General features: G+C 71.5%; 14 protein-coding genes and 1 pseudogene. 8 read left to right on the top strand and 7 right to left on the bottom strand.

What is annotated here, in order from left to right; all coding sequences use genetic code 11:
- Positions 1–10: 10 nt before the first annotated feature.
- Complete coding sequence (locus H305_RS0121625; protein WP_028802220.1) at positions 11–838, top strand: enoyl-CoA hydratase family protein; 828 nt, start codon at positions 11–13, stop codon at positions 836–838.
- A 2-nt stretch (positions 839–840) separates the two neighbouring features.
- Complete coding sequence (locus tag H305_RS0121620) at positions 841–3,174, top strand: bifunctional salicylyl-CoA 5-hydroxylase/oxidoreductase (protein ID WP_078629171.1); 2,334 nt, start codon at positions 841–843, stop codon at positions 3,172–3,174.
- 64 nt (positions 3,175–3,238) lie between these two features.
- Here H305_RS0121620 and H305_RS0121615 read toward each other — a convergent pair whose 3' ends face one another.
- On the bottom strand, positions 3,239–4,081 hold the full coding sequence (locus H305_RS0121615) for a PaaX family transcriptional regulator C-terminal domain-containing protein (protein WP_028802218.1): 843 nt from the start codon (positions 4,079–4,081) through the stop codon (positions 3,239–3,241).
- A 15-nt stretch (positions 4,082–4,096) separates the two neighbouring features.
- Positions 4,097–5,782, bottom strand: a complete 1,686-nt coding sequence (locus H305_RS46725) for an AMP-binding protein (protein ID WP_051370813.1) — start codon at positions 5,780–5,782, stop codon at positions 4,097–4,099.
- A 139-nt stretch (positions 5,783–5,921) separates the two neighbouring features.
- On the opposite strand from H305_RS46725, the gene H305_RS46720 reads away from it, so the two are divergent.
- Together H305_RS46720 and H305_RS0121600 are read left to right on the top strand one after the other, a co-directional pair.
- Positions 5,922–7,121 carry an acyl-CoA dehydrogenase family protein gene (locus H305_RS46720; RefSeq protein WP_078629170.1) on the top strand — a complete coding sequence of 400 codons (1,200 nt, stop codon included), beginning with the start codon at positions 5,922–5,924 and terminating at the stop codon, positions 7,119–7,121.
- Positions 7,118–7,516, top strand: a complete 399-nt coding sequence (locus tag H305_RS0121600) for a RidA family protein (protein ID WP_028802217.1) — start codon at positions 7,118–7,120, stop codon at positions 7,514–7,516. Before H305_RS46720 ends, H305_RS0121600 begins: the two co-directional genes overlap by 4 nt.
- Before the next feature lie 12 nt (positions 7,517–7,528).
- Here the strand turns inward: H305_RS0121600 and H305_RS0121595 are convergent, their stop codons facing one another.
- A complete protein-coding gene (locus H305_RS0121595) occupies positions 7,529–7,723 on the bottom strand; it encodes a DUF5999 family protein (RefSeq protein ID WP_028802216.1) in 195 nt (64 codons plus the stop codon).
- 263 nt (positions 7,724–7,986) lie between these two features.
- Here H305_RS0121595 and H305_RS0121590 point away from each other — a divergent pair, with 263 nt between their 5' ends.
- Positions 7,987–8,427: a DUF6299 family protein gene (locus tag H305_RS0121590; RefSeq protein WP_028802215.1), complete on the top strand. Its 441-nt coding sequence runs from the start codon at positions 7,987–7,989 to the stop codon at positions 8,425–8,427.
- Between the two features lie 70 nt (positions 8,428–8,497).
- Here the strand turns inward: H305_RS0121590 and H305_RS0121585 are convergent, their stop codons facing one another.
- The 3 genes from H305_RS0121585 to H305_RS0121575 all read right to left on the bottom strand — a co-directional run bounded on the left by H305_RS0121585 (position 8,498) and on the right by H305_RS0121575 (position 11,400).
- Positions 8,498–10,027: a helix-turn-helix domain-containing protein gene (locus tag H305_RS0121585; RefSeq protein ID WP_028802214.1), complete on the bottom strand. Its 1,530-nt coding sequence runs from the start codon at positions 10,025–10,027 to the stop codon at positions 8,498–8,500.
- A 247-nt stretch (positions 10,028–10,274) separates the two neighbouring features.
- Positions 10,275–10,958 carry a hypothetical protein gene (locus tag H305_RS0121580; RefSeq protein WP_028802213.1) on the bottom strand — a complete coding sequence of 228 codons (684 nt, stop codon included), beginning with the start codon at positions 10,956–10,958 and terminating at the stop codon, positions 10,275–10,277.
- Between the two features lie 241 nt (positions 10,959–11,199).
- Positions 11,200–11,400: a DUF4236 domain-containing protein gene (locus H305_RS0121575; RefSeq protein ID WP_028802212.1), complete on the bottom strand. Its 201-nt coding sequence runs from the start codon at positions 11,398–11,400 to the stop codon at positions 11,200–11,202.
- Between the two features lie 247 nt (positions 11,401–11,647).
- Between H305_RS0121575 and acnA the strand changes: the two genes are divergently transcribed.
- From acnA to H305_RS0121560, 3 genes and pseudogenes are all read left to right on the top strand, one after another.
- Positions 11,648–14,365, top strand: a complete 2,718-nt coding sequence (gene acnA / locus H305_RS0121570; protein WP_028802211.1) for an aconitate hydratase AcnA — start codon at positions 11,648–11,650, stop codon at positions 14,363–14,365.
- A 1,022-nt stretch (positions 14,366–15,387) separates the two neighbouring features.
- Positions 15,388–15,729: pseudogene (locus tag H305_RS0121565) on the top strand (cellulose binding domain-containing protein); the annotation flags it as partial.
- Positions 15,730–16,107: 378 nt separating this feature from the next.
- The gene (locus H305_RS0121560) at positions 16,108–19,383 is read left to right on the top strand and encodes a GH92 family glycosyl hydrolase (RefSeq protein ID WP_028802209.1); all 3,276 of its coding nucleotides are present in this window, start codon (positions 16,108–16,110) and stop codon (positions 19,381–19,383) included.
- A 74-nt stretch (positions 19,384–19,457) separates the two neighbouring features.
- Here H305_RS0121560 and H305_RS0121555 read toward each other — a convergent pair whose 3' ends face one another.
- Complete coding sequence (locus tag H305_RS0121555) at positions 19,458–23,282, bottom strand: GH92 family glycosyl hydrolase (RefSeq protein ID WP_078629169.1); 3,825 nt, start codon at positions 23,280–23,282, stop codon at positions 19,458–19,460.
- Between the last annotated feature and the right edge of the window lie 7 nt (positions 23,283–23,289).

Here is a 23,289-nt window from a genome sequence, read left to right as displayed (position 1 = left end):
GCCGCACGTCATGAGTCCCTTCACCGGATCCGCCGCCCGCACCTCCGACTGGCAGCACCTCAGGTGCGAGATCGCCGACGGGGTCGCCACGGTCACGCTGGCCCGCCCCGAGAAACTCAACGCGCTCACCTTCGGCGCCTACGCCGACCTGCGCGACCTGCTCGCCGAGCTGTCCCGTGAGAGGTCGGTCCGCGCCCTGGTGCTGGCGGGCGAGGGCCGCGGCTTCTGTTCCGGCGGTGACGTCGACGAGATCATCGGCGCCACCCTCGCCATGGACACCGCCCAGCTCCTCGACTTCAACCGGATGACCGGCCAGGTCGTCCGCGCCGTACGCGAGTGCCCCTTCCCGGTGATCGCGGCGGTGCACGGAGTGGCCGCCGGAGCGGGAGCCGTCCTCGCGCTCGCCGCCGACTTCAGGATCGCCGACCCGAGCGCCCGCTTCGCCTTCCTCTTCACCCGTGTCGGACTGTCCGGCGGCGACATGGGCGCGGCCTACCTGCTGCCCCGGGTCGTCGGACTCGGCCACGCGACCCGGCTGCTCATGCTCGGCGAACCCGTGCGCGCCCCCGAGGCCGAGCGCATCGGACTGATCAGCGAGATGGCCGACGAGGGCGCCGCCGACGAGAGGGCCCAGCGGCTCGCCCACCGCCTCGCCGAGGGCCCGGCCCTCGCGTACGCCCAGACGAAGGCCCTGCTCACCGCAGAACTGGACATGCCGCTCGCCGCCTCCGTCGAACTGGACGCCTCGACCCAGGCCCTCCTGATGAACGGGGAGGACTACGCCGAGTTCCACGCCGCCTTCACGGAGAAGCGGCCGCCGAAGTGGCGGGGGCGATAACCATGACGACACCGCGCGACACGGCGACGGCGGCGCACGACGGCACCCCTGGACGGCCGGGCCACCCCCTGCGGGTCGCCGTGATCGGAGGCGGGCCCGGCGGACTGTACGCCGCCGCGCTGCTCAAGCGCCTCGACCCGCGCCGCGAGATCACCGTCTGGGAACGCAACGCCCCCGACGACACCTTCGGCTTCGGCGTCGTGCTCTCCGACGAGACGCTCGGCGGCATCGAGCACGCCGACCCGGTCGTGTACGCGGCGCTCCAGGACGAGTTCGTGCGCTGGGACGACATCGACATCGTGCACCGCTCGGTCCGTCACACCTCCGGCGGCCACGGCTTCGCCGCCCTCGGGCGGCGCAGGCTCCTGGAGATCCTGCACGACCGCTGCCGCTCGCTCGGCGTCGACCTCCGCTTCCGGGCACCGGCCCCACCCGTGGCCGAGCTCATGGCGGCCCACGACCTCGTGATCGCCGCGGACGGCGTGCACAGCGCCACCCGGACCGCCCACGCCGACGTGTTCGGGCCGTCCGTCGAGGAGCACCGCTGCCGTTACATCTGGCTCGCCGCCGACTTCGCCTTCGACGCCTTCCGCTTCGAGATCGCCGAGACCGAGCACGGCGTGATGCAGCTGCACGGCTACCCGTACGCCCCCGACGCCTCCACCGTCATCGTGGAGATGCGCGAGGAGGTGTGGCGAGCGGCCGGCTTCGCGGACCTCGACGAGGAACAGTCCGTCGAACAGTGCGGGAAGATCTTCGCGGACACCCTCGGCGGCCGGCCGCTGCGGTCGAACAAGTCCGCCTGGACGACCTTCCGCACCGTCGTCAACGACCACTGGTCGCACGAGAACCTGGTCCTGCTCGGCGACGCCGCGCACACCGCGCACTTCTCCATCGGCTCCGGCACCAAGCTCGCCGTCGAGGACGCGCTCGCGCTCGCCGCCTGCCTGGAGGAACAGCCCGGCCTCTCCCAGGCTCTCGCCGCCTACGAGGAGGAGCGGCGGCCGGTCGTCGCCTCCACCCAGCGGGCCGCCCGCGCCAGCCTGGAGTGGTTCGAGGACATCCGCTTCCATCTCGGCCAGCCCGCACGGCAGTTCGCCTTCAACCTGCTCACCCGCAGCCGCCGCGTCACGCACGACAACCTGCGGCTGCGCGACGCGCGCTTCACGGAGTCGGTGGAGCGCGAGTTCGGCTGCCCGCCGGGGACACCCCCGATGTTCACGCCGTTCCGGATGCGTGGCCTGACCCTGCGCAACCGCGTCGTCGTCTCACCCATGGACATGTACTCGGCCGTCGACGGCGTCCCCGGCGACTTCCACCTCGTCCACCTGGGTGCGCGGGCGCTGGGCGGCGCCGGCCTGGTGATGACCGAGATGGTGTGCGTGAGCGCCGAGGGCCGCATCACCCCCGGCTGTGCGGGCATGTACACCCACCGACAGGCCGACTCCTGGCGGCGGATCATCGAATTCGTGCACCGACAGGCCCCCGGCACCGCCATCGGCGTGCAGCTCGGCCACGCCGGGCGCAAGGGGTCGACGAAGCTGATGTGGGAGGGCATCGACGAGCCCCTGGACGACGGCAACTGGCCCCTCGTGGCGGCCTCCCCGATCCCCTACAAGCCGGGGAGCCAGACGCCCCGCGAGCTGTCCCGCGCCCAGCTCACCGATCTGCGCGAGCAGTTCGTGTCGGCCGCCTGGCGGGCCGCACGCTGCGGCTTCGACCTGCTCGAACTGCACTGCGCCCATGGCTATCTGCTCTCCGGCTTCCTGTCGCCGCTGACCAACAGGCGCACCGACGGATACGGCGGCGACCTCGCCCGGCGGCTGCGCTTCCCGCTCGAGGTCTTCGACGCCGTACGTGCCGTGTGGCCCGAGGAGCGGCCCATGACCGTCCGCATCTCCGCCACCGACTGGGCGGACGGCGGCACCACCGGCGACGACGCCGTGGAGATCGCGCGGGCCTTCGCCGCGCACGGCGCCGACGCGGTCGACGTGTCGACGGGGCAGGTGGTGCCGGACGAGCGGCCCGACTACGGCCGGTCCTACCAGACGCCGTACGCCGACCGGATCCGCCACGAGACCGGCGTCCCGGTGATCGCCGTCGGCGCGATCTCCTCCTGGGACGACGTCAACTCCCTCGTCCTGGCCGGACGCACGGACCTGTGCGCGCTCGCCCGACCGCACCTCTACGACCCGCACTGGACCCTGCACGCGGCGGCCGAGCAGGGCTACGACGGCCCGGGGATCGCCTGGCCGACGCCCTACCGGGCGGGTAGCAGGCCTCCGCGGACCGGACGCACCGACGCCCCCAAGCCCCGCCTCACGCTGGGTATTTGAGGGTGGGCCGGGGTGTGATGGCGGACTTCGCCGTGCCGGATCCACGCGCCGCCGGACCCGCTGCTCACACCCCCTCGGAGTCCCCGGATCCCCCGGGCACCTGCGCGAACTGCGCCCCGGCGTCCCGCAGTCGTGCGTGCAGCGCCCTGAACACCGCGGCCGAGCGGGCGCCGGGCCAGCCCCGGGGGAGCAGCGCGGCGGGCAGCCCCGGATCGGTGTACGGGAGGTGCCGCCAGGAATCCAGGGCCAGCAGGTAGTCGCGGTAGGCCTCTTCGGGCGGGGTGTCCGCGCGCCGCTCCCAGTCGTGCAGGACGGGCGCGTGCTGGTCGAGGAACGCCTCGTGCTGCTTGGCGATCGCCGCCAGGTCCCACCAGCGGGCGACCGCGTCGGCCGTCGCAGCGAACCCCAGGTGCTCCCCGCGGAACAGTTCCACGTACGGGCCGAGCCGCAGGCGCTCCAGGGTGTGCCGCGTCTCCTCGTGGAGCCGCGCCGGAGCGATCCAGACCCCGGGGGCCGCCGTCCCGAAGCCGAGACCGGCGAGCCGGGAGCGCAGTACGTGCCGCTTCTGCCGCTCCGACTCCGGTACCGAGAACACGGCGAGCACCCAGCCCTCGTCCTCGGGAGGCGTCGTCGCGTACACCCGGCGGTCGCCGTCGTCGAGCAGCTGCCGCGCGTCCGGGGAGAGCGCGTACCCGGCCGCGCCCGCCGCCGTGCGGACCGGTTCGAGAAGGCCACGGCGCTTGAGCCGTGACACCGACGACCGCACGGAGGGCGCGTCGACGCCCACCGCGGCGAGGAGCCGGATCAACTCGGCCACCGGCACGGGGCCGGGCATGAATCGGCCGTACGCGCCGTAGAACGTGACGATGAGGGACCGGGGGGCGTGCTGCTCTGACACGTTGATCACTCTAGTGCGCGAAGATCACTTGGGATCGCCGCCCGTGGGCGCGCCACCGGGCGCCGGGGGACCGGAGGCCGTGCCGGAACCCGTCCCGGTGCGCAGCCGGAAGCGCTGGAGTTTCCCGGTCGCGGTGCGCGGCAGCGCGTCCAGGAAGACGATCTCGCGGGGGCATTTGTACGGCGCCAGCTCGGACTTGAGGAAGCCGCGCAGCGCCTCGGGGTCCCGGTACGCGCCGGGCCGCAGTACGACGTGGGCGACGACGACCTGCCCGCGGTCCTCGTCGGGTCTCCCCACCACCGCGGTCTCCACCACGTCTGGATGGCGCAGCAGCGCGTCCTCGACCTCGGGGCCGGCGATGTTGTAGCCCGCCGAGATGATCATGTCGTCGGCGCGGGCGACATAGCGGAAGTAGCCGTCGGGGTCGCGTACATAGGTGTCGCCGGTGATGTTCCAGCCGCCGCGCACGTACTCGCGCTGCCGCGGGTCGGCGAGGTAGCGGCAGCCCACAGGGCCGCGCACGGCGAGCAGCCCCGGCTCCCCGTCCGGCACCGGCTCCCCGTCGGCGTCGACCACGCGCGCGTGCCACCCCGGTACGGGGACGCCGGTCGTGCCGGGGCGGATGTGCCCGTCGGCGGCGGAGATGAAGATGTGCAGCAGTTCGGTGGCGCCGATGCCGTTGATGATGCGCAGCCCGGTGCGGCTGTGCCAGTCCTGCCAGGTCCCGGCCGGCAGGTTCTCGCCCGCCGACACGCAGCGCCGCAGCGACCGGGTGTCATGGTCGTCCAGCTCGGCCAGCATCGCCCGGTAGGCGGTCGGAGCGGTGAACAGCACGGAGACGCGATGCTCGGCGATCGCGGGCAGCAACTGCTTCGGGCCCGCCTGTTCGAGCAGCAGGGAACAGGCGCCGACGCGCATCGGGAAGACGACGAGCCCACCGAGCCCGAAGGTGAATCCCAGCGGGGGGCTGCCCGCGAAGACGTCGTCCTCCCGCGGCTGCAGCACATGCCTGGAGAAGGTGTCCGCGATCGCCAGCACATCGCGGTGGAAGTGCATGCAGCCCTTGGGCCGGCCGGTCGTACCCGAGGTGAAGGCGATCAGCGCGACGTCGTCGGCCGCGGTGTCGACGGCCTCGTACGGCTCGTCCGGCGCACCCGTGATGCGCAGCAGCAGGTCGTCCGGGGTGTCGCCGCCGAAGGTGGTGACCTGGAGGCCGGGGACCTCCGCCTTGACCAGGTCGTCGACCGACCGCACGTCGCACAGGGCGTGGGTCACCCGGGCGATGGCGCAGATCGTGCTCAGTTCGTGCTGCCGCTGCTGGGCGAGCACCGTGACGGCGACGGCCCCGGCCTTCAGGACCGCCAGCCAACAGGCGGCCAGCCACGGCGTGGTCGGGCCGCGCAGCAGCACCCGGTTGCCCGGGACGACGCCCAGCTCGGCGGTCAGCACATGCGCGATGCGGTCGACGCGGGTGCGGAGCTGGCCGTACGTCCACGGCTCGCCGGAGGCCGTGCGGAACACGGGGCGCTCGGGGCGGGTGTGGCCGAGGAGCTCGGCCGCGCAGTTCAGCCGGTCGGGGTAGCGCAGCTCCGGGAGGTCGAAGCGGAGATCGGGCCACTGCCCGGGGGGCGGGAGATGGTCGCGGGGGAACGTGTCGACGTGGGCCGAGTCCGTCGGCCGCACGGTGTCACCGGCATCCCTGGGGTCCATGGTGGTTCGCCCCCTCGTCGTGGTGGGCTCGCACAAGGAGCGTATCGTGTTGGTGACGACAGTCAACGGTACGCGATAACGTGGAGGCGCGACCCGACCGGCCCCGACGCGCGGGCCACCGGGGGAGAGGGGACCGGCGATGACCGCATTCTCACTCGATCCGGCGCGGACCGCCTGGTGTGCGGAGCTGCGCGCACTGGCCGGTGAGCGGCTGCTCCCGCTCGCCCGGGAGGGCGAACCGGGCCACGTCAACCGCCCCCTCGTCGCCGAACTCGGCCGACTCGGCCTGCTCGCCCGCCTGTTCGCCTCCGACGCGCTCGACCTGTGCCTGATGCGCGAGTCGCTCGCCCGGGCGTGCACGGAGGCCGAGACCGCGCTCGCCCTCCAGGGCCTGGGCGCCCATCCGGTGCACGCGTACGGCACCAAGGCCCAGCGCGACCGCTGGCTCCCCGGCGTCCACACCGGCGCGACGGTCGCCGCCTTCGCGCTCAGCGAGCCCGGCGCCGGCTCGGACGCGGCGGCGCTCGCCCTGCGGGCGGACAAGGACGGCTCCGGGACCTGGCGGCTGACCGGCGAGAAATGCTGGATCTCCAACGCGCCCGAGGCCGACTTCTACACCGTCTTCGCGCGCACCACCGCCGACGCCGGGGCCCGCGGCGTCACCGCCTTCCTCGTCCCCGCCGACCGGGCGGGACTCACCGGCACCCCCCTCGACATGCTCTCGCCGCACCCCATCGGGGCCCTCGCCTTCGACGCCGTGCCGGTCACCGCCGACGACGTGCTCGGCGAACCGGACCGCGGCTTCCGGGTCGCCATGAACACCCTCAACCGCTTCCGGCCGAGCGTGGGCGCCTTCGCGGTCGGCATGGCGCAGGCGGCACTCGACGCGACCCTGGCGCACACGAGCCGGCGCGAGGCCTTCGGCGGCCCCCTGAAGGACCTCCAGGCCGTGGCCCACCAGGTCGCCGAGATGGCCCTGCGCACGGAGGCCGCCCGCCTGATGGTGTACGCGGCCGCGGCCGCGTACGACGAAGGGGCCCCGGACGTGCCCAAACGGGCGGCCATGGCGAAGCTGCTGGCCACCGAGACGGCCCAGTACGTCGTCGACGCCGCCGTCCAGCTGCACGGCGCCCGCGCCCTGCGCCGCGGCCACCTCCTCGAACACCTCTACCGCGAGGTGCGCGCACCGCGGATCTACGAGGGCGCGAGCGAGGTCCAGCGGGCGGTCATCGCCAAGGAGCTGTACCGGCCGGCCGGACCGGCCGGGACACCGCCCCCGGGGAACGCCCGGGAGCGCAGGCCGCACTCCGGTGCCGAAGGAGAGAGCGAGGCCCCATGACCGCCGAGCGCGTCAACCCGCCCGGACTGTCGCCGCCCACGGGCTTCTCGCACGCGGTCGTCGCGAGCGGCAGCCGCGTCGTTTTCCTGGCGGGCCAGACCGCGCTCGACGCGGACGGGAAGGTGGTCGGCGAGACCCTGCCCGAGCAGTTCGAGCGGGCGCTGACCAATCTGCTGACCGCGCTGCGCGCGGCGGGCGGAGCCCCGTCGGACCTCGCCCGGGTCACCGTCTACGCCACGGACGTCGCCGACTACCGTGCCCAGGCGGCCGAACTCGGCCGCGTCTGGCGCCGGTTGGCGGGACGGGACTATCCCGCGATGGCCCTGATCGGCGCGGCCCGCCTCTGGGACGAACAGGCCCTCGTCGAACTGGACGGCTTCGCGGTGCTGCCGTAGCCCCGCAGTGTTTCAGGCCGCGACGGCGAGCTGCTCGACGAACACCCGGTGCGGCGCGACGACGCTGCCGTCGGGGAGCAGTTCGCCGCTGTCGTCGAAGACGATCGCGCCGTTGCACAGGAGGTTCCAGCCCTGCTCGGGGTGGGCCGCCACGATGTGCGGGGCGATGGAGTCCGCGGACGGGCACGAAGACCGGTGGGAACACATGGTGCACCTCCACGTCGGATGCGATGAGTGTCGGCGGCGGTGTCGTCGCCCTCGCATGAACAGACCATGCGCGCGCCGCGAACTCATCGGAACAGCCGGCCGTGAAGCGTGACAACACGCGGACAACTCTCGGACGGCCCCGGGACGGACGGTGCGGATCCGCCACGGACTCGCCACCGATGGGGTGACGGTCGCCGCCCCTGGGCCGCCGGGCCGGTACCTGTGGAGCACACGTCCCCGCACCCCGCTCCTGGAGGTACCCCATGTCGCTGCGTCATGCCGTAGGCACGGCCGCCGGTGCCGCGCTGCTCCTGCTCGCCGCCCCGTCCGCGACGGCGCTGTCCGGGCCCGCCCATTCGACCCCGGGCGACGAACTCACCGTCGACGCGACCGGAGGCGTCGCCGCCGACGGCACCATCACCGTGTCCGGCACCTACCGGTGCGCGAGCAGCAGTGGGCCGGTGTTCGTGTCCTCGGCGGTGTCGCAGGGGGACTCCGAGGTGCAGCACGGCATCGGCGGCACCGCCGCGGTCTGCGACGGTGTCCTGCACCGCTGGACCAACTCGGAGAAGCGCGAGCCGGGCACCCTCGTACCCGGCCCGGCCCACGTCGCGGCCACTCTCATGGAACTGAGCTCCGGCCCACTGCCCCTGCCGGTCTTCCACGCGACCCGGGAACAGGACATCACGGTCGTCGCGGACTGACACCGCGGCGACGACCGGAGAGACCGCCCACGGCCCGCGCCGCACCGGTGCGGCACGGGCTCCGGTCCCGTCAGATGTCCCGGAAGATCTCGATCTGCGCCCCGATCGAGTTGAGGCGCTCGGCGAGGTCCTCGTAACCCCGGTTGATGACGTACACGTTGCGCAGCACCGACGTACCCTCGGCCGCCATCATCGCCAGCAGGACGACCACGGCCGGTCGCAGTGCCGGCGGGCACATCATCTCGGCGGCGCGCCAGCGCGTCGGGCCCTCGACCAGCACCCGGTGCGGGTCGAGGAGCTGGAGGCGGCCGCCGAGACGGTTGAGGTCCGTCAGGTAGATGGCCCGGTTGTCGTAGACCCAGTCGTGGATCAGGGTCTTGCCCTGCGCGACCGCCGCGATGGCCGCGAAGAAGGGGACGTTGTCGATGTTCAGGCCCGGGAACGGCATCGGGTGGATCTTGTCGATCGGCGCCTCCAGCTTGGAGGGCCGGACGGTCAGGTCGATCAGCCGCGTACGTCCGTTGTCGGCGAAGTACTCCGCGCTGCGGTCGTGGTCGAGGCCCATCTCCTCCAGGACCGCGAGCTCGATCTCCAGGAACTCGATCGGCACCCGGCGCACCGTCAGCTCGGACTCGGTGACCACGGCGGCGGCCAGCAGGCTCATCGCCTCGACCGGGTCCTCGGAGGGCGAGTAGTCCACGTCCACGTCGATGTTCGGCACACCGTGCACGGTGAGCGTGGTGGTGCCGATGCCCTCCACCCGGACGCCCAGGGCCTCCAGGAAGAAACACAGGTCCTGGACCATGTAGTTGGAGGACGCGTTGCGGATGACGGTGACGCCGTCGTGGCGGGCGGCGGCGAGCAGCGCGTTCTCGGTCACCGTGTCGCCGCGCTCGGTCAGCACGATCGGGCGGCCCGGGGTCACCGAGCGGTCCACCTGGGCGTGGTAGAGGCCCTCGGTGGCGGCGATGTCGAGCCCGAACCGGCGCAGCGCGATCATGTGCGGCTCGATGGTGCGGGTGCCGAGGTCGCAACCGCCCGCGTAGGGCAGCTTGAAGTGGTCCATACGGTGCAGCAGCGGTCCGAGGAACATGATGATGGACCGCGTACGGCGGGCGGCCTCGGCGTCGATCGCCTCCATCTCCAGCTCGCTCGGAGGCACGATCTCCAGGTCGACGCCGTCGTTGATCCACCGGGTGCGGACGCCGATCGAACCGAGTACCTCCAGAAGGCGGTACACCTCTTCGATGCGGGCCACGCGGCGCAGTACCGTGCGCCCCTTGTTCAGGAGCGTCGCGCACAGCAGCGCCACACAGGCGTTCTTGCTGGTCTTGACGTCGATCGAGCCGGACAGACGACGTCCGCCCACGACCCGCAGATGCATCGGCCCCGCGTAGCCCAGCGAGACGATCTCGCTGTCCAGGGCCTCACCGATTCGGGCGATCATCTCAAGGCTGATGTTTTGGTTGCCGCGCTCGATGCGATTGACGGCGCTCTGACTGGTGCCGAGCGCCTCGGCGAGCTGCGACTGCGTCCAGCCCCGGTGCTGACGGGCGTCACGGATGAGCTTGCCGATGCGTACGAGGTAGTCGTCTGCCATGGCGCGACCGTATATCGGATGTGAGATAAAGAAAAATGGAGCGCACCCTTCCGGGTTGCGGGGGTCATCGCGAGTCCGTCACAAGGGAGTTCGGGCGCCGTGTTCCCGCGGCGCGGCGACCGTGGTGGCGCATCCGGGGTGCAGCCCGTTCACGTCCTGTCCGGTGAGTGCCGCGACCGGACGCTTCCATGACGATTCGTCGGAACTGAGAAGTTTTGTCGTGAGTCCGGGCGTTTCGTCCGTCGCCTCACGCACCGCCGTGCGGACCGGGCCGGGAAGCTCGCGGCGGCCTCGGCAGCGGCTCCTCGCGGTGCGCGGCGACGAGCGTGTCCCGCTCCAGTGTCCGGCGCCGGCGCGGTTCGGCCTCACCCGCGCGCAGTCCCGCGACGAGCCCGTGCGGCCCCTCGGCGGTACGACGGCGGCCCGCAGTCGGTCGCCGTCGGAGTCGAGCCGCCGCGCGTGCGAGCTCGGCGACGGCGGGATGCGGCGATGCGTCCTCCGCTTCGAGCGGCGCGCGCAGCCGGCCGCGATGGGGCAGCGGACCCTGCAGCGCGCGAAGTTGCTCCGCGCCGGTGAGGTCCGTGCCGCGCACCCGCAGGGCGTGCTCCACCACCTCCGGCACGTCGCTCACGACACCGGCACCCACGAAGTGCGGGACGCCGGGCAACTCCCGCTGCGTGGCGAGGATGCGTTCGACGAGCGGTGCGAGGGCGGCCGGGGCGGCGTGCCGCCCGGGCGGCAGGACGAGCGGGCGCATCCACGACCGTGCCCAGCGGTGCTCGTACACGCGCAGGTCGACGACCGCGTCGGGGCGCAGGAGTAGCAGGGCCAAGTCGTCGGAGGTGACGTCCTTGGCCCGAACCAGGGCGTGCCGCACCGGCGGGTCGGGGCCCTGGGTGGCGCTCGCGCGGGCGTCGGCGGACAGCGGCACCCGGATGAGGCGGTGGGGTTCCCGCTCCCCGGGCGCCGCCTGATCCGTCCCGCCTCGCCGGGCCCGGCCGCGGGTGTGGGCGGGGCGAGGAAGTGCGCCCCGTGGTGGGCGTGTCCGGTCGTCGAGCCCGCCGTCACGCGGCGCCCCCTGCGCACGTGATCCCCGTACGGCACCACCGTGGCGGTGACCGACTGCCGCGCACACTGGGTCCGAGCGTCTGCGGGAGAGACGGGTGGGGGCCTCAGCGCCGCCGGGCGCGCGTGGTGCGCCGCCACCCGAACGGCCCCGGCAGGTCCATCGACGTCGTCCGGCGCCCGGTGCTGCTGTGGGTGTGCTTCGGCCCGTGCCGGCCGCCGCCGGTGGTGATGGACCACGACTTGCGGTTGATGTTGAGCCGGACCCCGGGAAGTATGCGGAAACTCTTACGGAACGTGAGTGGCATGGCTGCCCCCCTTGCGACGGTTACGCCGGGTGGCTCCCGGCCGACACCGGGTACCCCGCAAGAGGCCGGGCATGACCAGCCAGCGCCCATGTACTAGAGTTATCTCGACATCGAGATATCTGCCGAGGCGCCCCGTAGCCGCCACCTCGGTAAGGGTTACCTAACTTAGCCTTACCTCAGCGGATCGGCCAAGACCGCGTGGCGGCAGGATTGCGGTGGTACGCGCACATCAATGAAGGAGACTGTCGTGTCGGCGAACAGCTTCGACGCCCGCAGCACGCTGCAGGTGGGCGACGAGTCGTACGAGATCTTCCGGCTGGACAAGGTGGAAGGCTCGGCTCGCCTTCCGTACAGCCTGAAGGTGCTGCTGGAGAACCTGCTCCGCACCGAGGACGGCGCCAACATCACCGCCGACCACATCCGGGCCCTCGGCGGCTGGGACTCCCAGGCGCAGCCGAGCCAGGAGATCCAGTTCACGCCGGCCCGCGTGATCATGCAGGACTTCACCGGCGTGCCCTGCGTCGTCGACCTCGCCACCATGCGTGAGGCCGTCAAGGAGCTCGGCGGCGACCCCGCGAAGGTCAACCCGCTCTCCCCGGCCGAGCTGGTCATCGACCACTCCGTCATCGCCGACAAGTTCGGCACCAGCGACGCCTTCGCGCAGAACGTCGAGCTGGAGTACGGCCGCAACAAGGAGCGCTACCAGTTCCTGCGCTGGGGTCAGACCGCCTTCGACGACTTCAAGGTCGTCCCGCCCGGCACCGGCATCGTCCACCAGGTGAACATCGAGCACCTCGCGCGCACGGTCATGGTGCGCAACGGCCAGGCGTACCCCGACACCCTCGTCGGCACCGACTCGCACACCACCATGGTCAACGGCCTCGGCGTCCTCGGCTGGGGCGTCGGCGGCATCGAGGCCGAGGCCGCGATGCTCGGCCAGCCGGTCTCCATGCTCATCCCGCGCGTCGTCGGCTTCAAGCTCACCGGTGAGCTGCCCGCCGGCACCACCGCCACCGACCTCGTGCTGACCATCACCGAGATGCTCCGCAAGCACGGCGTCGTCGGCAAGTTCGTCGAGTTCTACGGCGAGGGCGTCGCCGCCACCTCGCTCGCCAACCGTGCCACCATCGGCAACATGTCGCCGGAGTTCGGCTCCACCGCTGCGATCTTCCCGATCGACGACGAGACGCTGAACTACCTCAAGCTCACCGGCCGCTCCGAGCAGCAGGTCGCGCTCGTCGAGGCGTACGCCAAGGAGCAGGGCCTCTGGCTCGACCCGGCCGCCGAGCCCGACTTCTCCGAGAAGCTGGAGCTCGACCTCTCCACGGTCGTCCCCTCGATCGCCGGCCCGAAGCGCCCGCAGGACCGCATCGTCCTGGCCAACGCCGCCGAGCAGTTCAAGCAGGACGTCCGCAACTACGTGGACAGCGTGGACGAGGCGGGCCAGGAGTCCTTCCCGGCCTCCGACGCCCCGGCCATCCACCCCAACGGTGCGCCGTCCAACCCGGTCCAGGTCACCGCCCCCGACGGCTCGACCTACACGATCGACCACGGTGCGGTGACGGTCGCGGCCATCACCTCCTGCACCAACACCTCGAACCCGTACGTCATGGTCGCCGCGGCGCTCGTGGCGAAGAAGGCCGTGGAGAAGGGCCTGACCCGCAAGCCGTGGGTCAAGACCACCCTCGCCCCGGGCTCGAAGGTCGTCACCGACTACTTCGACAAGGCGGGCCTGACCCCGTACCTCGACAAGGTCGGCTTCAACCTCGTCGGCTACGGCTGCACCACCTGCATCGGCAACTCCGGCCCGCTGCCGGAGGAGGTCTCCAAGGCCGTCAACGACCACGACCTCGCGGTCACCTCGGTCCTCTCCGGCAACCGGAACTTCGAGGGCCGTATCAACCCCGACGTCAAGATGAACTACCTGGCCTCCCCGCCGCTGGTCGTCGCGTACGCCCTCGCCGGCTCCATGAAGGTGGACATCACCAAGGACGCCCTGGGCATCGACCAGGACGGCAAGCCGGTCTACCTGACCGACATCTGGCCGACCGAGGCCGAGGTCAACGACGTCGTGGCGAACGCCATCGGCGAGGACATGTTCAACAAGTCCTACCAGGACGTCTTCGCGGGCGACGCCCAGTGGCAGGCGCTGCCGGTCCCGACCGGCAACACCTTCGAGTGGGACCCGCAGTCCACCTACGTGCGCAAGCCCCCGTACTTCGAGGGCATGACGATGGAGACCACCCCGGTCTCCGACATCACGGGCGCCCGCGTCCTGGCCAAGCTGGGCGACTCGGTCACCACCGACCACATCTCCCCGGCCGGTGCGATCAAGGCCGACACTCCGGCCGGCAAGTACCTCACCGAGCACGGTGTGGAGCGTCGTGACTTCAACTCCTACGGCTCCCGTCGTGGCAACCACGAGGTCATGATCCGCGGCACGTTCGCCAACATCCGCCTGCGCAACCAGATCGCGCCGGGCACCGAGGGCGGCTACACCCGCGACTTCACGAAGGACGACGCTCCCGTCTCCTTCATCTACGACGCCTCGCGCAACTACATCGAGCAGGGTGTTCCGCTGGTCATCCTGGCCGGCAAGGAGTACGGCTCCGGCTCGTCCCGCGACTGGGCGGCCAAGGGCACCGCGCTCCTGGGCGTCAAGGCCGTCATCGCCGAGTCGTACGAGCGCATCCACCGCTCGAACCTCATCGGCATGGGTGTCCTCCCGCTCCAGTTCCCGGAGGGCGCCACGGCCGAGTCCCTCGGTCTGACCGGCGAGGAGACCTTCTCCTTCACCGGCGTCGAGGAGCTCAACAACGGCACCACCCCGCGCACGGTGAAGGTCACCACCGACACCGGCGTCGAGTTCGACGCGGTCGTCCGCATCGACACCCCCGGCGAGGCGGACTACTACCGCAACGGCGGCATCATGCAGTACGTGCTGCGCAACCTGATCCGCAAGTAAGCGGTACGGCAGGGCAGTTGTAGCGCGATCGAGGGCCGCATCCCCGGTGACGGGGGTGCGGCCCTTCGCGTTCCCCGGCGACGGGATCGCCGTCCGCGGTGCCGTTTCGCCGTTTGTCCGGGGGGTGGGTGGGTCGGGTCCGTGCCGGTGATCCGCCCGTTGCAGCCGTCGTGTGGTCCGGTGTGTCGGTGCGGTGGTGGCGCCGTCCGCAACGGGCATTTGATTCACCGGCACGGCCCCTTCCGTGAGAGGGCGCCTGCGCGTGTGAGCGGGGTGCCCGTACGGGTGCGGGTGCCAGGGTGAGTGGGGTTGGGGGCCGGCCTTCGGTCCGTCCCCCTCCCAGACCTACGGCCCGTCCCCCAACACACGGCCCGTCCCCCTCGGCAGTCCGTCCCTCACCGATAGAGCCCGTCCCCCGGCCCGCCCCTCGGCGACCCGCCCCGCCCTGAGGGCAGGGAGCACCCTTCAGCCCGTCCGGCGTTTGAGGACGAGGCCGTCGAGGCCGATACGGGGGTCCGGGGCGGAGCCCCCAGGGGCATGGGTCGGGTAGGGGCGGAGGGGGCGAGAGACGTCTGCCGGCCTGCGCCGGGGCGGGAGCGGGCTCCTGCGCGTTCCGCGACGACGCGAGCGTGATCCGCCGGGCGCTTTCACGGGGCCGGGCCCGGCGCCGTGGCGCGGTCCATCGCGTTCCCCGGCACGGGCGTCCGGTCCGCCGTGCCGCGCGGCGCCCGGGCCGGCGCCCCTCCGCGCTCCGCGGTAGCGGAGGCCTCGCGTTCCCCGGCAAGGGCCTCGCGACGCCGCCCGAGGCCCCGTTCCCACCCGCACCGGCGCCCCCGCCCGCCCCGCGCACACGGACCCCGCACTCGTGCGGCACCCGTTTACACCGCTTCCGCGACGCGCTAGCTTCACGAGCAAGTGCGGTGGGAGCGCTCCCATAGATCGGTGGACCGGAACCCGCCCCCGGAACCGCTCCCACCTCACGTAATCCGGACAACTTCACCGCGCGCCCGCCCATGGAAGGAGGCATCCACGACCCGGGCAACCCCACCGAACCCCCGCCCGGCACCTGCTCGGCCACCCGCCGCACGACGAACAGCTGGTCCGGCGGCTACCAGGCCGAGGTGACCGTCACCGACACCGGAGACGTGCCGATGCCCGGCTGGATGGCCGACTGGACGCTGCCGGACGGGCAGTCGGTCACCAGCCTCTGGAACGGCAACGCCACGTACGACGGCCAGGACGTGATGGTGCACAACGCCGACTGGAACGGAGCGCTGGCTCCGGGCGCCGGCGCGACGTTCGGTTACGTCGTCTCCGGGTCAGGTGACGACCCGTCGACATCCCTTCCCTGCCGGGTGGGGTGATCCAGCGCCCTTGCTCAGGGCGGACCGGGTGGGTGGTTCGCGACTCACCCGGTCCGCGAGCCCGGACAGGTCGGGGGAGGCCCGGCCCGGGACGATGCCCCCCGCTCGCGGGAAACCGAGAGCCCGGGGACGTGGCTTGTGCCGATCGCAGTGTGCGACAACGTTGTCGAACGGTCTTCACAAAACTCTACCGCCTCAACCGACAACGATGTCAAGCCAGTTGGGACGAAGGAGCCCCTGCTGCGCCGTCCGGGGGTGCGACGGACGCGCCCCTTGGGCCGCAGGCGGTCTTCCGTGGTACCCGTGGCGCACGCTACTGTCCCTGCGGCTTGTGCGACCTGTGGTGCGCGACCCGTCCGAAGGAGGAGGGGCCGCGTCATGCGTTTCCGTCCGTCATCCGTCCTGCTGGCCGTCGCCCTGACGGTCGCCGGCGCCACTCCGGCGCTCGCCGCACCCCAGTCCGACCCGCCGGACCTCGTCCGGGACCCGACCACGTACGTCGACCCGCTCATCGGCACCAGGAACGGCGGCAATGTCTTCCCGGGCGCCGTCGTGCCCTTCGGCATGCTGTCCTGGAGCCCCGAGAACACCCGCGGCGACGCGACCCGCACGGCCGCGCCCGGCGGCTACCAGTACGACGCCACCCGCATCCGCGGCTTCAGCCTCACCCACATGTCCGGCACGGGATGCGCGGGCGGCAGCGGCGACATCCCGTTCTTCCCCTACGCAGGCGAGGTCACCTCCTCTCCCGCGAGCGACACCAAGGACGCCGTGTACGCGACCGACTTCGCGCACACCGACGAGAGGGCCGACCCCGGCCACTACGGGGTCGCACTCTCCTCCGGCGTCACCGCCGACCTCACCGCGACCGCGCGCACCGGCTCGGGCCGCTTCACCTTCCCCGCCGACAAGCCCGCCTCCCTGCTGATCCGCACCGCCAACTCCGAAGTGGGCTCGACCGCTTCGGACGTGCGTATCGACCCGGCCACCCGCACCGTCTCCGGATCGGTCACCTCCGGGAACTTCTGCGGATACCTCGACCCCGAGGGCCGACGCGCCTACTACACGCTTCACTTCACCGCCCGCTTCGACCGCGACTTCAAGAAGACGGGCACCTGGCAGGACGACAAGCTCAGCCCCGGGAGCACCGAGGCGAGCGGCGGAACCGGCGGGTTCGGCCAGGGCGGCCGTCCCGTAGCCGGCAAGGGCGCAGGCGGCTATGTGGAGTTCGAGCCGGGGACCGGCCCGGTGAACGTCAAGGTGGGCATCTCGTACGTCAGCCGGGCGGGAGCCGAGGCCAACCTCGCCGCCGAGAACCCGCCGCGCAGGTCCTTCGCCGCGGTCCGGGTCGCCGCCCGCCGTGCCTGGCGAGACCGGCTCGGCGCCATCCGGGTCGGCGGCGGCACCGACGCGTCGCTGACCACCTTCTACACCGCGCTGTACCACGCGCTCCTGCACCCGAACGTCATCAGCGACGCCGACGGCAGATACAGAGGCAGCGACCACGAGGTCCACACGGTGGGCCGTGGGCACGAGGCCCAGTACGGGACCTTCTCCGGCTGGGACGTCTACCGCTCCCAGGTCCAGCTGCTGACGCTCCTCGACCCGGACACCGGCTCCGACATCGCGCAGTCGCTGCTCGAACTCGCCCGGCAGAACGGCGGCGTGTGGGACCGCTGGCTGCACGGCGCGAACGGCACGCACGTCATGAACGGCGACCCGTCGGCGGCCGCCCTCGCGGGCATCAGGGCCTTCGGTGGCACCGACTTCGACCTGCGCGGCGCGCTCGACTCGCTGGTGCGGGCGGCGACCGTACCAACGGAGCAGGACCTGTCGGCGGCGGGCAAGCCGGTGCTGTCGGTAGGCCAGCGGCCCTCGCTCGACAAGTACCTCCGGCAGCACTACATGCCCTCGGTGTCCAACGCGTGGGGCGGCGCGGCAGAGACCCTGGAGATGTCCGGCGCGGACTTCGCGATCTCCCAGCTGGCCACGGCGGCGGGGGAGCGGAAGACCGCCGCCGAGTTCTCCCGGCGCTCCCAGTGGTGGCAGAACAGCTTCAACCTCGCCGCCGACCCCAGCGGCGGATACATCGCCAACCGCAAGGCCGACGGCAGCTGGGTCACCGGCTTCACCCCGGCGACGGGCAACGGGTTCGTGGAGGGCACCGCCGCCCAGTACACCTGGATGGTGCAGCACGACCCGGCCGGGCTGTTCGCCGCGATGGGCGGCCGTGCCAAGGCGCTGGACCGGCTGGACGCGTTCTTCCACAACTCCGACGGCAGCTGGGCGTTCACGGGCAGCGGCGGCGACAAGTCGGAGCTGGACAACGAGCCGTCGATCAACGTGCCCTACCTGTACGACTACGCGGGCGCGCCCTACAAGGCGCAGGAGACCGTGCGCGCGGCGATGACCCGGCTGTGGTCGACCGAGCCGGGCGGCATCCCCGGCAACGACGACCTCGGGGAGATGTCCTCCTGGTACGTCTTCTCCTCGCTCGGCATGTATCCCCAGGTGCCCTCGCGCGCCGAACTCACCCTGTCGTCGCCGCTGTTCCCGAGGATCGAGATCGAGCGTCCGGGCGGCGCCGACATCGAGATCAGGGCGCGGGGGGCCGCCGTGGACGCCCCGTACGTCCGGTCACTGCGCGTCGACGGGCGTACCGGTGAGCGGCCCTGGCTGCCGGCCTCCTTCGTCCGGGACGGCGGCACGCTCGACTACACGCTGTCCGGCACGCCCGACCGGACATGGGGCGCCGACGAGGCCGACGCACCGCCGTCCTTCCGCACGGGCGAACAGCCGTACCAGATCGGTGTGGGGCCGACCACGGCCACGCTCGCGCCCGGCGGCAGCACCACGCTCGACATCCGCGCCCTCGCGCTGAGCGGCGGCGCGGGCCCCGAGGTGCGCTTCCACGTGGAGGTACCGAAGGGCGTGACGGCGACTCCCGCGGAGGGCACCGTGACCGACGGCGCGCAGCGGATCACGCTGTCGGCGGGCGTGGACGCCGAGCAGGGCTTCTACGACGTCGACGTCTCGGTGTCCTCGGACGACACCTCGTACCGGCAGCCGGTGGCCCTCACGGTCGCCGCCCCGGACTCGCTGCTGGCCGCCTACAACAACACCGGTGTCTCGGACGACAGCGGCGACCACGACGAGGCCGACTACGACGGTGGCGGCTGGAGTTACTCCAAGCAGGCTCTCGCCGACGCGGGGCTGACGCCGGGCGAACGGGGCACGGTGGACGGCCTGACCTTCACCTGGCCGAACTCCCCGGCCGGCCGGCCCGACAACGCCTCGGCGGCCGGCCAGACCGTCGAACTCGCCTCGCCGGCCTCCCGGTTGTCCTTCATCGGCAGTGCGGTCAACGGCAACCAGCAGACCAAGGCGACCGTCACGTACACCGACGGCACCACCGACGCCGTCGACCTGTCCTTCACCGACTGGACCGTCGGCGGCGGAGGCGGCACCGTCCAGTACGGCAACGCGACCGTCGCCAAGGCCGCCTACCGCAACGTCGCGGGCGCCGACAAGGACCCGGTGGCGACGTACGTCTTCGCCACCAAGCCCTTCGAGGCGCCGTCCGGCAGGACCGTCCGCAGCGTGCGGCTGCCGGACAACGCCGACCTGCATGTCTTCACCCTCGCGGTGGGCTGACGTCGACGAGAGGAAAAGAGCGGGGCGGGCGCGGAGTTCTCCGCGCCCGCCCCTTCTCCCGTGGGGGGTGTGCGTCAGCTCAGCAGCTCCACCTCCGCGAGGGTCGCCTCACCGTCGAGGACCAGCCGGTAGTGCGTGTACGCGCCCGGCCGCGCGACGGAGAACGCGCGGGTCTGCTTGTCCCAGGCGAAGGACTCACCGGAGCGCTTGTCCAGGTCCGTCCACTGCGTGCCGTCGGTGGATCCCTGGAGCACCCAGCCGGCCGGGGCCTTCGTGTGGTCGGAGGACGTCAGCGTGTACTGGACGCCCCTGGCGGACGCGGAGACCGGCAGTTCCACGGACGTGACGGTCGCGTCGGTCGCCGAGGTGTTGTCGAAGAGTGCGCCGTCGCCCTTGAGGGCGTCCGTGCGGGGCGCGGCCACCTTGTCGTCCTGGGTGATCGACACGGGTGCCGCGCCCTTGCCGGTGCCCCACGAGGAGGGCTTGGCGCCCATGTCGAACTCCAGCACCCCGCCGCGCGAGACGACCGAGTGGGGGAGCGAGGTCGAGGTCCACTTCTTGCCGTTGACCCGCAGGCCCTGCACGTACACGTTCTTCGCGCTGTTCTTCGGCGCCTTCACGACCAGGTCGTCGCCGTTCTCCAGGTGGACCGTCGCCTTCGTGAACAGCGGGGAGCCGATGGCGTACTCGCCGCTGCCCATCACCAGCGGGTAGAAGCCGAGCGCGGAGAAGAGGTACCAGGCCGACTGCTCGCCGTTGTCCTCGTCGCCGTGGTAGCCCTGCCCGATCTCGCTGCCGGTGTAGAGGCGGGAGAGCACCTCACGCACGTTCTTCTGCGTCTTCCAGGGCTGTCCCGCCGCGTCGTACATGTAGTTGACGTGGTGGGCCACCTGGTTGGAGTGGCCGTACATGCCCATCCGCACGTCGCGGGCCTCGGTCATCTCGTGGATGACACCGCCGTACGAGCCCACGAAGTCGGGGGAGGCCGTCTCGGGCGTCGCGAAGTACGCGTCGAGCTTCTCGGCGAGTCCACTGCGTCCGCCGTACAGGTTGGCGAGACCGCGCGAGTCCTGCGGCGCGGTGAACGCGTAGCCCCAGCCGTTGGTCTCGGTGTAGTCGTAACCCCACACGCGCGGGTCGTACTTGGAGGACTCGACGCGCCAGTCGCCCTTGGCGTCACGGCCCTGGAAGAAGCCGGCCTTCGTGTCGAAGAGGTTGACGTAGTCCTGGGCGCGGTTGAGGAAGTACTCGGACTCCTCCTTGTACTGCTTCTTGCCGGTCTTCTTGTAGAGGGCCTGGCCCATCTTGGCGATGCCGTAGTCGTTGAGGTAGCCCTCCAGGGCCCAGGACAGGCCCTCGTGGGTGTCGCTGCTCGTGTAGCCGAGGAACGGCGAGGTCGACATGCCCTTGCGGCCCACGCCCGACGTCGGCGGGACGACCGTCGCGTTCTTCACGGCCGCGGCGTACGCCGACTCCGCGTCGAAGTCGACGCCCTTCACGTACGCGTCCGCGAACGCCACGTCCGAGGAGGTGCCGGTCATCAGGTCCGCGTAACCGGGCGAGGACCAGCGCGAGGTCCAGCCGCCGTCCTTGTACTGCTGCACGAACCCGTCGACCATCTCGCCCGCCTGACCGGGTGTCAGGAAAGAGTAGGCCGGCCAGGTCGTCCGGTAGGTGTCCCAGAATCCGTTGTTGACGTACACCTTGCCGTCGACGATCTTCGCGCCGGTGTGGGTGGGGCTGTCGGGACCGGGCATCGGCGAGAACGGCGACGCGTACTGGTACTTCTTTCCGACCTTCTCGAAGCCCGAGTTCGGGTACAGGTAGAGCCGGTACAGGCTGGAGTAGAGCGTCGTCAGCTGGTCCGTCGTCGCGCCCTCCACCTCGACCTTGCCGAGCAGGGCGTCCCACTGTTGCTGGGCCCGCGACTTGACCTTGTCGAAGGACGTGCCGTCCGGGATCTCCTGGCGGAGGTTGTCCTTCGCCTGGTCGACGCTGATCAGGGAGGTGGCCAGGCGCAGGGTGACGGTGTGGTCCTTGGACGGCGTCAGGCGCAGGTAGCCCTTGACGCCGCTGGAGTCCCCGCCGGTGACCTTCTCGTCGAAGACGCCGTACACGAACAGCCGGGTCGCACCCGTCGACAGCCCGGACTTCACGTCCGAGTAGCCGGTGACGACGCCGTTGTCCTTGTCGAGGGTCAGCCCCGCCTGCTCGGTGACGTTGTCGAAGACCACACTGGCGTCGTCACCGGGGTAGGTGAACCGCAGCGCCGCCGCGTGGTCCGTGGGGGCCATCTCGGCCTTGAGACCGTTCTCGAAGGTCACCCCGTAGTAATACGGGCGGGCGGTCTCGTTCTCGTGCCGGAAGGCCAGCGCGCGGGCGCCGCGCCCGGTGTCCGGGGTGCCGGACGCCGCCGACGGCATCACCTGGAAGGTCTGCCGGTCACCCATCCAGGGGCTCGGCTCATGGCTCGCGCTGAACGCCTGGATGGTGGGCAGATTGTCCGAGTTGTTCGCTCGGGCGTAGTCGTAGAGCCAGCTCAGCGAGCCCGCGTTGGTCACCGGCGTCCAGAAGTTGAAGCCGTGCGGGACGGCGGTCGCCGGGAAGTTGTTGCCGCGCGAGAAGCCGCCGCTGGAGTTGGTGCCGCGGGTGGTCAGCGCGTAGTCGGACAGGTGCGCCTTGGGCTTCTCGGGCGCGACCGTCCTCAGCGCGACGTCGTCCAGCCAGCCCCGGAACTTCGCCGGCCCCTTCGGGGAGTCGTACGCGACCAGGATCCGGTCGACCGTCCTGCCCGCGGCGACCGAACCGATCCGCGAGGCGACGTTGTTCCACTGGTTGACGTACAGCACCTTCGACGCGCCCTGGCCCTGCGGGGTGAGCGCGAAGCCGTGCTGGTCGACCGCGGACAGGTCGCTCAGGTAGGTGCCGTCGGTGAAGGCCAGGTCCACGGACACGTTCGTGGCGTCGTAGTCCCGGTCGCCGTCGGCCATGGACGGGAAGATCCGGTATGACAGCTGCGTGTCACGCCCGACCGCCACGTTCACGTCGAAGACCTTGTTGTACGAGTATGCCCGGCTGTCCGCCTTGTGCGTCCCGGCGTAGCGCAGGGCCCGCTTGCCGGTGAAGCCCGCGCCCGCCTTCGCGGTGGGCGAGCCGCTCGGTCCGCGGTCCACCAGCGACAGCATGTCCTTGGGCGTCGGGTCGTCGCTCTTGCCCGTGGAGAACTGGACGTCGGCGAGCTGGAGGATGTCGCCGCCGTTGTTCTTCGTGACGTCGAGCCGGAAGTGCTGGTACTCCGCCGGGCCGTCGAGGTCGTACGACTTGGTCTGGAACCGCTCGCCGAAGGACTCCCCGGTGCGGGTGTCGAGGGTCTTCCAGTCCTTGCCGTCCGTGGACCCCTGGAGGGTCCAGTCCTTCGGGTCGCGCTCGTCGTGGTCGTTGGCCGAGGTCAGCGCGTAGGTCACCAGCTTGACCGGGGCGTCCAGGTCGAACTCCGCCCAGCCCGTGGGCTCGAAGGTCAGCCACTTCGTGCTCGACTCGCCGTCGGCGAGGTTCTCCTTCACCTCGCCCGCGCCGGTGTTCTCACCGCTGGCCCGGACGTCGGTGACGTGGTCGGTCACATTGCCGGGGATACCGGTGCTGTAGCCGCCGTCGACCCCCGATGCCCTTTTCGACCCGTCTGCGGCCGTGTCGACCGTGTTGAGCCAGTCCGGCGCCGGATCTCCCGATTCGAAGGAGGAGCTGAACTCCCGGTCCGCGGCCGCCGCCTGGGCGGGCAGTGCGACCGCCACCCCCTGCGAGGCCACCACGAGGGAGAGTGCCACCACCCCCAGCGTGGCCGGTGAACCCCATCTCGGCCGAGTCGAAGAACTCCGTCTGTACCGAGCACTGTGCTGCATGCGCGAG

Origin of the sequence: Streptomyces sp. 142MFCol3.1 (assembly GCF_000424945.1) — a bacterium.
Taxonomy (GTDB): Bacteria; Actinomycetota; Actinomycetes; order Streptomycetales; family Streptomycetaceae; genus Streptomyces; species Streptomyces siamensis.
Note: the sequence above shows the minus strand (reverse complement) of the source record. Positions and strands in the feature narration are given on the sequence as shown.

Coding starts and splice junctions, on each gene's coding strand:
- H305_RS0121595 (WP_028802216.1), bottom strand. CDS start 7,723: ATGTGTTCCCACCGGTCTTCGTGCCCGTCCGCGGACTCCATCGCCCCG.
- H305_RS0121620 (WP_078629171.1), top strand. CDS start 841: ATGACGACACCGCGCGACACGGCGACGGCGGCGCACGACGGCACCCCT.
- H305_RS0121625 (WP_028802220.1), top strand. CDS start 11: ATGAGTCCCTTCACCGGATCCGCCGCCCGCACCTCCGACTGGCAGCAC.
- H305_RS46725 (WP_051370813.1), bottom strand. CDS start 5,782: ATGGACCCCAGGGATGCCGGTGACACCGTGCGGCCGACGGACTCGGCC.
- H305_RS0121575 (WP_028802212.1), bottom strand. CDS start 11,400: ATGCCACTCACGTTCCGTAAGAGTTTCCGCATACTTCCCGGGGTCCGG.
- H305_RS0121590 (WP_028802215.1), top strand. CDS start 7,987: ATGTCGCTGCGTCATGCCGTAGGCACGGCCGCCGGTGCCGCGCTGCTC.
- H305_RS0121600 (WP_028802217.1), top strand. CDS start 7,118: ATGACCGCCGAGCGCGTCAACCCGCCCGGACTGTCGCCGCCCACGGGC.
- H305_RS0121560 (WP_028802209.1), top strand. CDS start 16,108: ATGCGTTTCCGTCCGTCATCCGTCCTGCTGGCCGTCGCCCTGACGGTC.
- H305_RS46720 (WP_078629170.1), top strand. CDS start 5,922: ATGACCGCATTCTCACTCGATCCGGCGCGGACCGCCTGGTGTGCGGAG.
- H305_RS0121585 (WP_028802214.1), bottom strand. CDS start 10,027: ATGGCAGACGACTACCTCGTACGCATCGGCAAGCTCATCCGTGACGCC.
- H305_RS0121555 (WP_078629169.1), bottom strand. CDS start 23,282: ATGCAGCACAGTGCTCGGTACAGACGGAGTTCTTCGACTCGGCCGAGA.